This window comes from Catelliglobosispora koreensis DSM 44566 (assembly GCF_000379685.1).
Taxonomy (GTDB): domain Bacteria; phylum Actinomycetota; class Actinomycetes; order Mycobacteriales; family Micromonosporaceae; genus Catelliglobosispora; species Catelliglobosispora koreensis.
On record NZ_KB903261.1, the window covers coordinates 603,028 to 616,905 of the forward strand.

A 13,878-nucleotide genomic window follows, 5' to 3' on the forward strand; every position below is an offset into this window, starting at 1 on the left:
TATGCGAAAGCTTCTCCTCTCCCTGGCTGTGCCAGCGCTCTTGCTGGCCGCGGCACCAGCCCACGCCTCGGCGGCACCTGTCATCAAGCCGAGGCTGGAAACGCCGGTTCTCTTTGATGACGACGAGGGCGGCAACGCCGACGTCGACGACCCCGCGATCTGGGTGCACCCCACGAACAAGGCACGCAGCCGGATCATCGTCGCGGCGAAGAACGGGGGCCTTTATGTCTATGACCTGAACGGAAAGGAGCTACAGCACTTCGCGACCCCAGAAGACGGCCGGTTCAACAACGTTGACCTCTATGGCGATGTGGCCGTCGTGACCGACCGTGGCCTGGACAAGCTGCGGTTCTACCGGATCGGCGATGGTGTGCTCAGCGACGTGACTTCGCCTGACGCCCCATGGCTTTTCAGCACGAGCGAGTCCGAAGTGCAGGACCAGACCACGGGATACGGCCTGGCCATTTATGGCTCGTACGCCGTGGTCACCCGCCGGCACACCTCCGAGCTCGGCCTCTTCAGGATCAAGAAAACCATCAATGGGTACTCCTACGTCAAAGTGGATGGCCTCGCTTTGCCGACGGAATTCCTGTTGAAGAGCGGTCAGTCGTGGTCACCGTGTTTGGAGCCGGGGGAGGGACCGCAGGCCGAAGGCATGACGGTCGACCCGGTGCTCGGAATGCTTTACGTGGCACAGGAAGACGTTGGCCTGTGGCGTCTGTCTGTCGTGGGCGGACGGTTCCAGACCGCGCCCAAGATGGTGGAGCGTGTGCGGGAGTTTGGCGTTCCGGCCACCTATAACCCGGAAACCGAAGAGTGCGACCACGACTGGTCGCAGGACCCGGGCGAAGGCGGCCGCATCTCCGCTGACGTCGAGGGCCTTGCCATCTACCGCACCGGTCTCCTGAGCGGAACGCTGATCGTGTCGTCTCAGGGCAGCGACGAGTTCTTCACCTATGACCGGCTGACGAACCGGCACAAAGGCGGGTTCGTGATCGCGGGAGTGCAGGAGTGCGATGGCGCGGCGGTGGTGAACACCAGGTTGCCCGGTTATCCAAATGGACTTCTCGTCGTCCATGACGGAGACGCTCTGCCTGGTCAGGAGCGTGCGGCGACCAATGTTAAGTACGTTGACGCCACATTCTTGAAATAGTTGGGTTTCGCACAGTCTCTTGTCCTGTGGGCCGGTCAAGGTCTCATACTTGGCCTTGACCGGTACCCCGACGCAGAGGACTGGATCGTGAAGGTTGGTGTTATCGGCGCCGGACGTGTCGGCGCTGTTCTCGCGGCGGCACTGCGTGGCTCGGGTCACGAAGTGGTTGCCGCCTCCGGCGTATCTAGCGCCGCCAAGCACCGTATTCGCCAGTTGCTTCCTGGCACCCCTAATCTTCCCGCTGACCAGGTCGCTGCTCTCGCCGACGACCTGCTCATCATCGCGGTTCCCGATGACGCCCTCGCTGGCGTGGTCAATGGGCTAGCGGCACTGCACGTGCTCAAACCGGGCCAGATCGTGGCACACACCTCAGGTGCGCATGGGCTTGCTGTCTTGCAGCCGGCAGTCGAAACAGGCGCCCGCCCGCTGGCGCTGCACCCGGCGATGACGTTCACGGGTACGAAGGCCGACCTTGGCCGCCTCAACGGCATCTCCTTCGGCGTCACCGCACCCGAAGGGCTTCGCGAGATCGCGGGCAGCCTGGTGAAAGACCTCGGCGGAACGCCTGAGTGGATAGCTGACGAGAACCGTGCGCTCTATCACGCCGCGCTCGCCCACGGGGCGAATCACTTGGTGACACTGGTGAATGACGCGGCGGACCGGCTTCGCGACGCTGGCGTGGTGCAGCCTGAGAAGGTGCTCGCACCATTACTGACCGCTGCTTTGCAGAATGCCCTAGCGATGGGGGACAACGCCCTGACCGGCCCGGTTTCGCGTGGAGACGCGGGAACGGTCGCCCGGCACATCGATGTCCTTGAAGGTACGCCGACGCTCACGTCCTATCTGGCGCTGGCGCGCCGGTCCGCTGATCGTGCGATCGCTGCTGGCCGCCTGCGTACGACCGACGCCGAAGCCCTGCTCGACGCCCTGGCGACTCCCGTTCACGTGGAGGCGGCCAAGTGAAGGTCGTGCACACGAGGGACGCGCTTAAAGCGGGCCCCGGCAAAGTTGGCGTCGTCATGACGATGGGGGCCCTGCATGCCGGGCACGCCACGTTGATGCGTGAAGCGCGCAAGACCTGCGACTTTCTCATCGCCACGATTTTCGTGAACCCGCTTCAGTTCGGGCCTAACGAAGACCTGGCGAAATACCCCCGCACGTTCGACGCCGACCTCGCTGTGTGCGAGGAAGAAGGCGTCGACCTCGTATTCGCGCCGTCCCCCACCGAGATGTACCCGGATCAGCCCGTCGTGACGGTTGATCCGGGTCCACTCGGGACAGTGCTGGAGGGAGCGGTCCGGCCCGGGCACTTCGCCGGCGTGCTGACGGTGGTGCTCAAGCTGCTCAATATGACCCGTGCTGACGTGGCGTTCTTCGGCGAGAAGGACTACCAGCAGCTGACCCTCATCAAGCAGATGGTCGCCTCGTTCAACGTGCCCGTGGAAATCGTCGGAGTGCCAACCGTGAGGGAGAGCGACGGCCTGGCCCTGTCGAGCCGCAACCGTTACCTGTCGCCTGAGGAGCGCGAGCTCGCGCTGGCCTTGTCCCGGGCACTGCGCAAAGGTGCGGCTCAGCACACAGCCGATGCGGTCCTCGCCACAGCCGGGCAGGAGCTGGCCGGCCTCGACGTTGACTATCTCGAGCTGCGCGATCCCGCTCTCGGGCCAGCCCCGGTCACTGGACCCGCGAGACTGCTCGTCGCCGCTCGCCTCGGCACCACCCGACTCATCGACAACACCGACCTGGAGCTGCGCTGATGTTCTCTCGGAACATGTTCAAGTCGAAGATCCACCGCGCCACCGTGACGCAGGCCGACCTGCACTATGTGGGGTCCGTGACGATCGACGAGGATTTGATGGACGCCGCCGACCTGCTCCCCGGTGAGCAGGTGGCCATCGTCGACATCACCAACGGTGCCCGGCTGGAAACCTATGTGATTCCTGGAGAGCGGGGCTCCGGTGTCATCGGCATCAACGGCGCCGCGGCCCATCTCGTGCACCCCGGCGATCTGGTCATCCTGATCTCGTACGCGCAGATGGACGATGCCACCGCGCGCGCCTATGTCCCCGCCGTGGTTCATGTCGACAAAGACAACAAGATCATTTCATTGGGTACTGATCCCGCCGAGGCCGTAGAAGGCATGGCGGACAAGGTCATTCGTGGGGACCTAACCGTTAGTGTTCGCTAGCGCCGCTTCGCCTCAATGCCTGCGGGCGGGTGACCGGCGCACGGCCGTGTCACTTCCTCTCGGCGGCGCCAGCCTGTCCAGATAGCGGATATCCCCGCGCTTCGGCGCACGGCTACTCTCCTCCGGCCGCTTACGCGTTTCTCGGGGAGGGTGTCGTGCGCCGCTTATTGCCCGTTCTGGCCATCAGTGCAGCTCTTATGCTGAACGCCTGCTCGCTGTTGCCGGGCAACGGCATCGGCTCAAACTGGCCCGCGATGCCGGAAGCGACGCAGTTCACACCGGAACAAGGCGTGTGCCATGAGCGCGCGTCGTCGAACAGTGCGGCCGGTTCCTACGTGCCGGTGCCGTGTTCCAAGGCGCACATGGCCGAGACCATCTTCGTTGGACAGTTGCCCGCCGAGACTGCCGCGCTGAAGACCGCACCCCAGCCGGAGTCGCCGGACGCCTCACCGGCGTGGGCGGCGTGCAGCAAAGAGGTGAGCAACTTCTTTGGCCGCAACTGGCTCGACTACCGGCTCCGGCTCTACGTCTACTGGCCGTCCACGACAGGCTGGAAGAGCGGCGCCCGCTGGCTGCGCTGTGACGTCGTGGTGCCGCGCGATATGGCCAACTGGGACAGCGATGAGGTCAGCCAGGATGGTCCGTTCAAGAAGGGCGCGATGGACAGCCTTGCCCTGGGCTGCTTCGACTTGCAAGAGACCACTTCCAGGGACAGCCTCATCGCCTCGCCTTGCGAGGTCTCGCACAACACTGAGTACGCGGGCAGTGTGAACCTGCCCAAGGACACGAAATACCCCACTACCGACGCGGAGTGGGATGTCATCTACGACCACTGCTTTGGCGCGATCGCTGAGTTTGTTGGTGTCCGCGTAGCGAACCTGACAACCGGGGCATATGCCGTTCCCGAGGAAACAACGTGGCAAGGCGGCGGTGAGAACGCGGTCCGGTGCTATCTATGGCTCGACGACCGGAAGATGACAGGGTCGGCAAAAGGCACCCGTGGCGTTGGGATTCCTTAGAAAAAAGCGGGATTGGGCTGCATAGCGTTCATGAACTATGCTCACGGCCTGCTAGCTATCTCATCCTGGGGGGAAATGACATGCGCCGTGCCTTCTTAGCCGCTCTGATCGCGGGAGCGACGCTGGTCACGGCGTCGGCATGTGGCGTTCCTCCGGGCACCGATGGCGACCTTTCCAACCAGTGGCCCGCCATGCCGGCCGCGGCTGGCTGGGAGCCCAAAGCTGGTTCGTGCAGCCAAGATTTCTCCGCCAATCTCTTCCGCTCTGGCTACAACCCGGTTGAGTGCACCGCGGCGCACAAGTTCGAGACTGTCCACATCGGACAGTTCACGGGCGATGCCGCCCGGGGCGGCATTCCCGCCTCAAACAGCGACACGATGAAAGCCGCCTGGTCTGAGTGCGACAAGAAGACCACTGAATTCCTCGGTGGCAACTGGCGCGACGGGCGCATCTGGATCGGGGTTTCGCTGCCGTCCAGGGGCAACTGGGATGGCGGCGCCAAGTGGTACCGCTGCGAGGCTGGCATCTATGAAGACCTCTTCAGCAGCTCGATGACAAGCCGGAACAAGAGCCTCAAGGGCGAGTTCTCCGGCGCCTCCGACCTGAAGTACGGCTGCCTGAACGTGCCGAAGGCTGAAGACCAGGAGATTCAGCCGGTCGACTGCGGCACCGGGCACAACGCCGAATACGTGGGTTCCTTCGCCGTTGACCTGTCCTGGGATGACGTCCACAAGGACAAGGGCCCGGACTCGGTGCACAACAGCTGCCGGGCCACGATCGCTTCGTACGTCGGCGTTCCCAACGACAACAACCTCAAGTACCGCACGGGAACGTACTACTTCACGGCCAGCAAGCGGGACTGGGACGCGGGTGACCGCAGCATCCGCTGCCACCTCTACGTCGGCAAGACGCTCACGAAGTCGCTGAAGGGCACCGGCACCGGTGGCCTGCCCATCAACTACGCGTGAGCTTTGACACTGCTGACCCATCTGTGAACTTCGGGTAGCGGCACGGTTGACTGTGTATGTGCCACACCTCGATCCGGCGGTTTTGCCGGCGTTGCCCACAAGGTTGCCCGCTCGCCCCGCGAGCTGGTTCGAGCCGACTGACGTCGTCGTCGTTGGCTCCGGCATCGCCGGCCTGACGGCCGCGCTCCACCTGCGGGAAGCCGGGCTGCACGTCACCGTAGTGACCAAGGTCAATATCGATGACGGGTCAACCCGGTGGGCCCAGGGCGGCATCGCGGCCGTGCTCGACCCCTTGGATACTCCCGCCGCCCACGCTCAGGACACGATGGTGGCTGGGGTGGGCCTGTGCGACGCCGCCGCGGTCGACGTCCTCGTCCGCGAAGGCCCTGGGCGGATTCGTGATTTGATCCGCCTCGGCACCACCTTCGACCGCAACGCTGACGGCACGCTGATGCTCACGCGCGAAGGCGGCCACCACGCCAACCGGATCGTCCACGCCGGCGGTGACGCCACCGGGGCAGAAGTGCAGCGGGCGTTGCATGCCGCGGTTCGCCGCGATCCCTGGATCCGCCTGATCGAGCACGCGCTCGTGCTGGATCTGTTGCGCGACACCAATGGCCGCGCTTGTGGCATCACACTGCACGTGCTCGGCGAAGGCACCGAAGACGGCGTCGGCGCGATCCTCGCGCGCGCCGTCGTGCTCGCGACCGGTGGGTTAGGGCAAATCTTCGCCGCGACCACGAACCCGGTCGTGTCCACGGGCGACGGTGTGGCGCTCGCGCTGCGCGCTGGAGCCGCTGTCACCGATCTGGAATTCGTTCAGTTCCACCCGACTTCGCTTTATCTGCCCGGCAACCGGACCGCCCAGCAGCCGCTCGTTAGCGAAGCGCTGCGTGGTGAAGGCGCGCATCTGGTTGACGCTGAAGGCAAGCGCTTCATGGTTGGCAAACACGAGCTGGCCGAGCTGGCGCCGCGAGACGTTGTCGCCAAAGGCATCCACCGGCAGATGCTGGCCGACAACACCGACCACGTTTATCTCGACGCACGGCACGTTTCCCGGCTGCACGAACGGTTTCCGACCATCACGGCTTACTGTCTGGCCGCTGGTGTCGATCCGGCACACGACTTGATCCCGGTCGCCCCAGCGGCGCATTACGCCTCGGGTGGCGTGCGCACCGACCTTGATGGCCGCACGAGCATTCCCGGGCTTTACGCCTGCGGTGAGGTGGCGTGCACAGGAGTGCATGGCGCCAACCGGCTCGCGTCCAACTCGCTGCTCGAAGGTTTGGTTTTCTCGCGGCGGATCGCGACCGACATCGTCCGCGACCTGCCCCCGCTCAGTGAACCGGAACTGCTCGCGGACACGAGCCTGCCCACGCATCCTGAGGTCGAGGCACCTGCTCGCGCCGAGCTGCAGCGGGCGATGACCAAGGGCGCCGGGGTGCTGCGCAGCGCCGAAACCCTTGAGGAAACCGCCGCCGCGGTGCGCAAAGCCGCTGACGTCGCCACGAGCTGGGAGTTCCATAACCTCGTGACCGTGGCGAGCGCTCTGGCCGGCGCGGCTTCCGCCAGGCGCGAGACACGCGGCTGCCATTGGCGGGAGGATTTCCCCGAGGCCCTCGACGAGTGGCGCGGGCACATCGTCCCGCGCCTAACCGAAGCCGGGGAACTAACGCACACGTGGGAGTCGATGTGAACGAAAAGACCGAGGCTCTGCTTCGCGACCTTGGGCTCGACCATCTGGAAGTCACCTGGATCATCGAGAACGCGCTCCGCGAGGACCTTGGCCCACAGCACCTCGACGTCACGAGCGTGGCGACCATCCCCGCGGCACAAACCGATACCGCCGAGCTGATCGCGCGCGAAGATGGTGTCGTCGCCGGGCTAGCCGTCGCCGCTGCCGTGTTTGAGCTAGCCGGGCCAGGAGCGACAGTTGAGGTGCACGTCAACGATGGATCGGCTGTCGCCAAAGACGATGTGCTGGCCACCATCACCGGTCCAACCAGGACGCTCCTAGCCGCCGAGCGCACCGCGCTGAACCTCCTGTGCCGCATGTCCGGCGTGGCGACGCACACGCGCGCTTGGGCCAATGAACTAGCAGGGACCAAGGCGCGGGTACTAGACACGCGTAAGACGACACCGGGTCTGCGAGTGCTCGAGAAATACGCGGTGCGTGCCGGGGGAGGCACGAACAAACGCATGGGGCTCTACGACGTCGCCATGATCAAGGACAACCACAAACTGGCGGCGGGCTCGATCACCGCGGCGTATGAGCGCGTGCTTTCGGCGTACCCCCAAATGGTTGTCCAGGTGGAAGTCACCACCTTGAGTGAAGCGATAGAAGCGGTCACCGCGGGCGCTAATTTTCTGTTGCTGGACAACATGACACCGGATGCCCTGCGCGAAGTCGTTGCGGCCGTGGGGGATCGGGCTGAACTAGAGGCGACCGGCGGGCTGACCCTCGCCGTGGCTCGTGAGTATGCCGAGACGGGTGTGGATTTCCTGTCGGTCGGTGCGCTCACGCACTCCTCGCCTATCGTTGATATCGCGCTGGATCTTAAGCCGAGGGAGTGACCCGGTGCTGCTAACCATCGATATCGGTAACACGAACACGGTGCTGGCGACGTTTGAGGGCGACAAAATCGTGCACTCGTGGCGGGTCAAGACCGATTCCCGCAGCACGGCTGACGAGCTGGGCCTCATGTTTCGTGGCCTGCTCGCCGGCGACCAGGTCGAGATCAGCGGCGTGGCCGCGTGCTCAACGGTCCCGGCGGCGCTGCGATCGCTGCGCACGATGCTGTCGCGTTACTACGGCGGCCTGCCGACCGTGATCGTGGAGCCGGGCGTGAAGACCGGGGTGCAGCTGGCGATTGATAACCCGAAAGAGGTTGGCAGCGACCGGGTCGTGAATACCCTCGCGGCCTATCAGCTCTTCGGCGGTCCGGCGATTGTCGTCGACTTTGGAACGTCCACTAACTTCGATGCGGTGAGTTCTCGCGGCGAGTTCCTGGGCGGGGTGCTGGCGCCGGGCATCGAGATCTCCGTCGACGCGCTGGCGGCCCGTGCGGCCCAACTGCGCAAGGTCGAGCTGGTCAAGCCACCCCGGGTCATTGGCAAGAACACGGTCGAGTGTCTGCAATCCGGTGTCGTGTATGGATTCGCGGGCCAGGTCGACGGCATCGTGCACCGCATGATCGAAGAGCTGGGTGGGGTGACCGCTGTCATCGCGACCGGAGGCCTCGCCCCGATCGTGATTGGCGAATGCAAGACGATCACCCACCACGAGCCGATGATTACCTTGATCGGCCTGCGCATGGTCTACGAACGCAACGTGGCCCTGTAGACGTCGGTCTGATACGGCATCTCAAACGTCTCCTGACCGGGCAGTTCCGTCTCGCAGATCTCGCGTACCAGCCGCAGGATCTCGGCTTGCTTGTCAGGTGGCGAGACAAGGTAATAGGACCGCGACGCGACCAGGTCTGCCAGTCGCTGCGGCGTCATCGTGACCGTGTGCGGAAAGCTCCGCTTCTCCAGCGGATGAAACAGTGGCCCGAAGTCGCTGGCGAGCTGATCGTTGTGCTCGGTGCCACGCTGCTGATTGAGCAGATCGTCGAGGCGGATGAGCCAGGGCGCCTCGACACCGCGCTCGTTCCACATAGGAGCGAAGACGCCACCGGGCTTGAGGACGCGAGCGATTTCGGGATGAGCCCGCTCGGGATCAAACCAGTGGTAGGCCTGGCCGACGACGACAGCGTCCACACTGGCGTCTGGCAAAGGGATGTTCTCGGCGCCGCCTTCGAGCGCTTTCAGGCCCGCGGTGGCCGCGTCGAATTGAGCCCGCATTCCCGGGTCAGGCTCGACGGCGATGACGTGGTGACCGGCCTTGAGCAGGGCACGGCTCAGCAAGCCGGTGCCCGCGCCGAGGTCGAGCACCTGGACAGGTGAGGCACCCAAAGCCCACTCAATGGCGGTCTGCGGATAGGTGGGCCGGACGCTGTCGTAGTGAGCGGCCGCCGCACCAAAGGAAAGGCGATGCGTATCAAATTCCACGGTCGGTAGGCTAGTCGGCGTGACGGACCAAAACTCTCCCGAAATCGCTGACGACCTGCCCGAGCAGATGCGTTTTAGGCGCACCAAGCGGGAAGCGATCCTTGAAGCGGGAGCCGAGCCATATGCGCTGACCTACCCGCGTACAGCGACTTTGGCCGAGGTCCGGGCTAAGTACCCGTCGCTTGAGGTCGATGAGCAAACCGGTGACATGGTGAGCGTCACAGGGCGCGTGATGTTCGTCCGCAACACCGGCAAGCTGTGTTTCGCGACGCTTCAGGACGGCGATGGCACCCAGTTGCAGATCATGCTGTCGCTCGACAAGGTTGGCCCCGAGCGGCTCGACGACTGGAAGAAGCTCGTCGATCTCGGCGACCAGGTGGGCGTCACCGGTGAAGTGATCTCCAGCAAGCGCGGTGAGCTGAGCGTGCTCGCGGCCGAGTGGACGATGACGTCCAAGGCACTGCGCCCGTTGCCGGTCGCGCACAAGCCGATGGGCGAGGAGACCCGGGTGCGGCAGCGTTACGTCGACCTGATCATGCGGCCCGCAGCCCGTGACATGGTCCGCAATCGCGCCACCGCGGTCCGCAGCCTGCGCGATTCGTTCCACGAGCGCGGGTATACCGAGGTTGAGACCCCGATGCTGCAGCTCGTGCACGGTGGGGCGGCGGCCCGTCCCTTCGTCACGCACTTTAACGCGCTCGACCGCGATGTCTATCTGCGTATCGCCCCGGAACTGTTTTTGAAGCGCTGTGTCGTCGGCGGCATAGACAAGGTATTTGAGATCAACCGCAACTTCCGCAACGAGGGACTCGACTCCAGTCACTCACCGGAGTTCGCGATGCTCGAGTTCTATCAGGCCTACGCCGACTACAACGTGATGGCTGATCTATTGCGAGAGGTGATTCAGGAGGCCGCAATGGCCATCGCTGGATCGCATGTCGTCACGCTTCACGATGGCACGGAATTCGACCTCGGCGGGCAATGGCGCTCCGTAACCGTTTTTGGCGCCCTCTCGGAAGCACTGGGCGAGGAAGTAAATGTTAATACTTCCTATGAACAGCTCGTTCAGTACGCGGAGAAGCACGATCTTGCGGTCGACCCGAAGTGGATTCCGGGTAAGCTCGCCGAAGAGCTGTTTGAGAAACTCGTTCAGCACACGCTACAAGCACCTACATTCGTGCGTGACTATCCCGAAGACACGTCACCGCTGGTGCGTGCGCACCGCTCGACACCAGGGCTGGTCGAGAAATGGGATCTCTACGTGCGCGGTTTCGAGCTTGGAACGGGTTATTCCGAGCTAGTAGACCCGGTTATTCAGCGCGAGCGATTCGAGCTGCAAGCCAAGCTCGCACAAAAGGGTGACGCCGAAGCCATGCCGCTAGACGAGGACTATCTTCGCGCTCTTGAGTATGGCCTTGCGCCCGCTGGTGGAGTGGGAATGGGAATCGACCGGCTGATGATGGCGCTCACTGGCCTAGGCATTAGGGAAACAATTTTGTTCCCTCTGGTCCGGCCCGAATAGCGTGGTTTATTCTGTGGCGGTTCACCCAAATTGAAAGTCCAATGGGAGGCACCGCATGGCACGACGCGAAATTGTCGTTCTGCAAGATGACCTGGATGGCTCTGAGAAGGACGTCCGGGTGGTGAAGTTCGGGTTCGAAGGCGTCAGCTATGAGATTGACCTGAGCCCGGGGAATTTCGACAAGCTCGCGCAGGCCCTTGCCCCCTTCGTCGCCGTCGCCCGCAAGGACGCCAAGCGGGCGGCGAGTGGTCCCGCGCCGCGCAGCAAGGGACTTTCCGCCGCGGAGCAGCGCGCGTTCAACCAGCGTGTGCGTGATTGGGCAAAGACCCAAAAGGGACAAAAAGTAAGTGAACGGGGTCGCGTGCCGGCCAAGCTCATTGAGGCCTACCACGCCGCAGGGCTGCGATAGCGGGCAATTTTCGCTCTGCGCGTAGCCGCCGATACTGCGGAATCAGCAGCTACGCGGCAAGGTTGCTCTAACACGACCCACTGATGGCCCTTCTGGCAACTGAAACCGTCGGTGGCGAGCGTTAAAGTGAGTGAAACAGCTTCGCTGGTGAGGAGCGGGAATGTTCGAGAGGTTTACCGACCGGGCGCGTCGGGTTGTCGTCCTGGCCCAAGAAGAGGCCCGGATGCTCAACCACAACTACATCGGTACGGAGCACATCCTGCTCGGCCTCATCCACGAGGGTGAGGGTGTGGCCGCGAAGGCGCTGGAAAGTCTCGGCATCTCGCTGGAGGGTGTGCGCCAGCAGGTAGAAGAAATCATTGGCCAAGGCCAGCAGGCGCCGAGCGGGCATATCCCGTTCACGCCGCGGGCCAAGAAGGTGCTTGAGCTGTCGTTGCGCGAGGCGCTGCAGCTCGGCCACAACTACATCGGCACCGAGCACATCCTGCTCGGGCTCATCCGCGAAGGCGAGGGCGTCGCCGCCCAGGTGCTGGTCAAGCTCGGCGCCGACCTTAACCGGGTGCGTCAGCAGGTCATCCAGCTTCTCTCGGGCTACCAGGGCAAGGAACCGGCCGCGGCTGGCGCCACCCCGGGCACGGGCGAGGGTGCGCCGTCGACGAGCCTCGTGCTCGACCAGTTCGGCCGCAACCTGACCCAGTCAGCGCGTGAGGGCAAGCTCGACCCGGTCATCGGCCGGGAAAAGGAAATCGAGCGCGTGATGCAGGTGCTCTCCCGCCGCACCAAGAACAACCCGGTGCTGATCGGCGAGCCTGGTGTCGGAAAGACGACTGTCGTTGAAGGACTGGCTCAGAAGATCGTCAAAGGCGAGGTTCCGGAGACGCTCAAGGACAAGCAGCTTTACACGCTTGACCTGGGTGCCTTGGTGGCCGGTTCCCGCTACCGCGGTGACTTCGAAGAGCGCCTGAAGAAGGTGCTTAAGGAGATCCGCACTCGTGGCGACATCATCCTGTTCATCGACGAGATCCACACGCTGGTGGGCGCGGGTGCCGCTGAAGGCGCCATCGACGCGGCCAGCATTCTCAAGCCCATGCTTGCCCGGGGTGAGCTGCAGACCATCGGCGCCACGACGCTCGATGAATACCGCAAGCACCTCGAAAAGGACGCCGCGCTTGAGCGCCGGTTCCAGCCGATCCAGGTTGGCGAGCCGTCGGTGGCACACACCATCGAGATGCTCAAGGGTCTGCGCGACCGTTACGAGGCACACCACCGGGTCACGATCACCGACGCGGCGCTCGTTGCCGCGGCCAACCTGGCCGACCGCTACATCTCCGACCGGTTCCTGCCGGACAAGGCGATCGACCTTATCGACGAAGCTGGCGCTCGCATGCGGATCCGCCGCATGACGGCTCCGCCAGACCTGCGCGAGTTCGACGAGAAGATCGCTCAGGTCCGCCGGGACAAGGAGTCCGCGATTGACGCGCAGGACTTCGAGCGTGCCGCGCAGCTGCGCGATAAGGAGAAGACGCTGCTGGGCCAGAAGGCCGAGCGGGAGAAGCAGTGGAAGGCTGGCGACCTCGATGTCGTGAGCGAGGTCGACGACGAGCAGATCGCTGAGGTTCTGGCGAACTGGACCGGCATCCCGGTCTACAAGCTGACCGAGGAAGAGACCGCACGTCTGCTCCGCATGGAAGACGAGCTGCACAAGCGCATTGTCGGCCAGGAGGACGCGGTCAAGGCTGTCTCCAAGGCGATTCGCCGCACGCGGGCTGGTCTGAAGGACCCGAAGCGTCCGTCGGGCTCGTTCATCTTCGCCGGGCCGTCAGGCATCGGTAAGACCGAGCTTTCCCGCACGCTGGCCGAGTTCCTTTTCGGCAGCGAGGACGCTTTGATCCAGCTGGACATGTCGGAGTTCCACGACCGGTACACGGTTTCGCGTCTGGTGGGTGCGCCTCCCGGATACGTCGGTTACGACGAGGGTGGCCAGCTGACCGAAAAGGTGCGGCGCCGGCCGTTCTCGGTGGTCTTGTTCGATGAGATCGAGAAGGCTCACCCGGATGTGTTCAACACGCTGCTGCAGATCCTGGAAGATGGCCGCCTCACGGATGGTCAGGGCCGCATCGTGGACTTCAAGAACACGGTGATCATCTTGACCACCAACCTCGGCACGAGGGATGTGGCTAAGGCGGTTTCGCTGGGCTTCCAGAAGTCCGAGGATGCCGAGTCCAACTACGACCGGATGAAGCAGAAGGTCAACGACGAGCTCAAGCAGCACTTCCGGCCGGAGTTCCTCAACCGTATCGATGACACCATCGTGTTCCACCAGCTGCAGGAATCCGAGATCCTCTCGATCGTCGACATCATGATCAAGCGGATCGTGGAGCAGTTGCGCAACAAGGACATGGGCCTGGAGCTGACCCAAAACTCCAAGCGTTACCTGGCGAAGAAGGGTTACGACCCGGTCCTTGGTGCCCGTCCGCTGCGCCGCACGATTCAGCGCGAGCTGGAAGACACGCTCAGCGAGAAGATCCTGTTCCAGGAACTCAAGCCAGGACAGAACGTGCTCGTGGAC

Annotated in this window: 13 protein-coding genes; 12 read left to right on the plus strand and 1 reads right to left on the minus strand. The window is 63.8% G+C overall.

Translation table 11 applies throughout. The features are described 5' to 3' along the window. Position 1: 1 nt before the first annotated feature. From A3E1_RS0122265 to A3E1_RS0122305, 9 genes are all read left to right on the plus strand, one after another. Entirely contained in the window at positions 2–1,153 is a 1,152-nt protein-coding gene (locus A3E1_RS0122265; RefSeq protein ID WP_020523009.1) for a phytase, read from the plus strand. A gap of 87 nt (positions 1,154–1,240) precedes the next feature. Further along, complete coding sequence (locus A3E1_RS0122270) at positions 1,241–2,116, plus strand: Rossmann-like and DUF2520 domain-containing protein (protein ID WP_020523010.1); 876 nt, start codon at positions 1,241–1,243, stop codon at positions 2,114–2,116. Beyond that, on the plus strand, positions 2,113–2,910 hold the full coding sequence (gene panC / locus A3E1_RS0122275; RefSeq protein WP_020523011.1) for a pantoate--beta-alanine ligase: 798 nt from the start codon (positions 2,113–2,115) through the stop codon (positions 2,908–2,910). The genes A3E1_RS0122270 and panC overlap by 4 nt, the downstream gene beginning before the upstream one ends. Beyond that, positions 2,910–3,341, plus strand: a complete 432-nt coding sequence (panD, locus tag A3E1_RS0122280; RefSeq protein WP_020523012.1) for an aspartate 1-decarboxylase — start codon at positions 2,910–2,912, stop codon at positions 3,339–3,341. Before panC ends, panD begins: the two co-directional genes overlap by 1 nt. Positions 3,342–3,496: 155 nt before the next feature. Further along, the gene (locus tag A3E1_RS0122285; protein WP_157631666.1) at positions 3,497–4,360 is read left to right on the plus strand and encodes a septum formation family protein; all 864 of its coding nucleotides are present in this window, start codon (positions 3,497–3,499) and stop codon (positions 4,358–4,360) included. 80 nt (positions 4,361–4,440) lie between these two features. Beyond that, positions 4,441–5,328, plus strand: a complete 888-nt coding sequence (locus A3E1_RS41480) for a septum formation family protein (protein ID WP_020523014.1) — start codon at positions 4,441–4,443, stop codon at positions 5,326–5,328. Positions 5,329–5,380: 52 nt separating this feature from the next. Then, positions 5,381–7,024 carry an L-aspartate oxidase gene (locus tag A3E1_RS0122295; protein ID WP_020523015.1) on the plus strand — a complete coding sequence of 548 codons (1,644 nt, stop codon included), beginning with the start codon at positions 5,381–5,383 and terminating at the stop codon, positions 7,022–7,024. Then, positions 7,021–7,902, plus strand: coding sequence for a carboxylating nicotinate-nucleotide diphosphorylase (gene nadC, locus A3E1_RS0122300; RefSeq protein WP_020523016.1), 882 nt, complete (start codon positions 7,021–7,023; stop codon positions 7,900–7,902). Before A3E1_RS0122295 ends, nadC begins: the two co-directional genes overlap by 4 nt. Before the next feature lie 4 nt (positions 7,903–7,906). Continuing rightward, the gene (locus A3E1_RS0122305) at positions 7,907–8,671 is read left to right on the plus strand and encodes a type III pantothenate kinase (RefSeq protein WP_020523017.1); all 765 of its coding nucleotides are present in this window, start codon (positions 7,907–7,909) and stop codon (positions 8,669–8,671) included. Here A3E1_RS0122305 and A3E1_RS41485 read toward each other — a convergent pair. Then, a complete protein-coding gene (locus tag A3E1_RS41485; RefSeq protein WP_020523018.1) occupies positions 8,647–9,378 on the minus strand; it encodes a class I SAM-dependent methyltransferase in 732 nt (243 codons plus the stop codon). The two genes, A3E1_RS0122305 and A3E1_RS41485, sit on opposite strands and share 25 nt — an antisense overlap. Before the next feature lie 19 nt (positions 9,379–9,397). On the opposite strand from A3E1_RS41485, the gene lysS reads away from it, so the two are divergent. From lysS to A3E1_RS0122325, 3 genes are all read left to right on the plus strand, one after another. After that, positions 9,398–10,900, plus strand: coding sequence for a lysine--tRNA ligase (gene lysS, locus A3E1_RS0122315; protein WP_020523019.1), 1,503 nt, complete (start codon positions 9,398–9,400; stop codon positions 10,898–10,900). A 55-nt stretch (positions 10,901–10,955) separates the two neighbouring features. Then, entirely contained in the window at positions 10,956–11,309 is a 354-nt protein-coding gene (locus tag A3E1_RS0122320) for a histone-like nucleoid-structuring protein Lsr2 (RefSeq protein WP_020523020.1), read from the plus strand. Positions 11,310–11,469: 160 nt separating this feature from the next. Beyond that, positions 11,470–13,878, plus strand: a 2,409-nt coding sequence (locus A3E1_RS0122325; RefSeq protein WP_020523021.1) for an ATP-dependent Clp protease ATP-binding subunit, incomplete at its 3' end; no start/stop codon positions are given.

Bases quoted from the DNA above. Each gene is read 5' to 3' on its own strand.
- A3E1_RS41480 (WP_020523014.1), top strand. From the start codon at position 4,441: ATGCGCCGTGCCTTCTTAGCCGCTCTGATCGCGGGAGCGACGCTGGTC.
- panD (WP_020523012.1), top strand. From the start codon at position 2,910: ATGTTCTCTCGGAACATGTTCAAGTCGAAGATCCACCGCGCCACCGTG.
- A3E1_RS0122265 (WP_020523009.1), top strand. From the start codon at position 2: ATGCGAAAGCTTCTCCTCTCCCTGGCTGTGCCAGCGCTCTTGCTGGCC.
- A3E1_RS0122320 (WP_020523020.1), top strand. From the start codon at position 10,956: ATGGCACGACGCGAAATTGTCGTTCTGCAAGATGACCTGGATGGCTCT.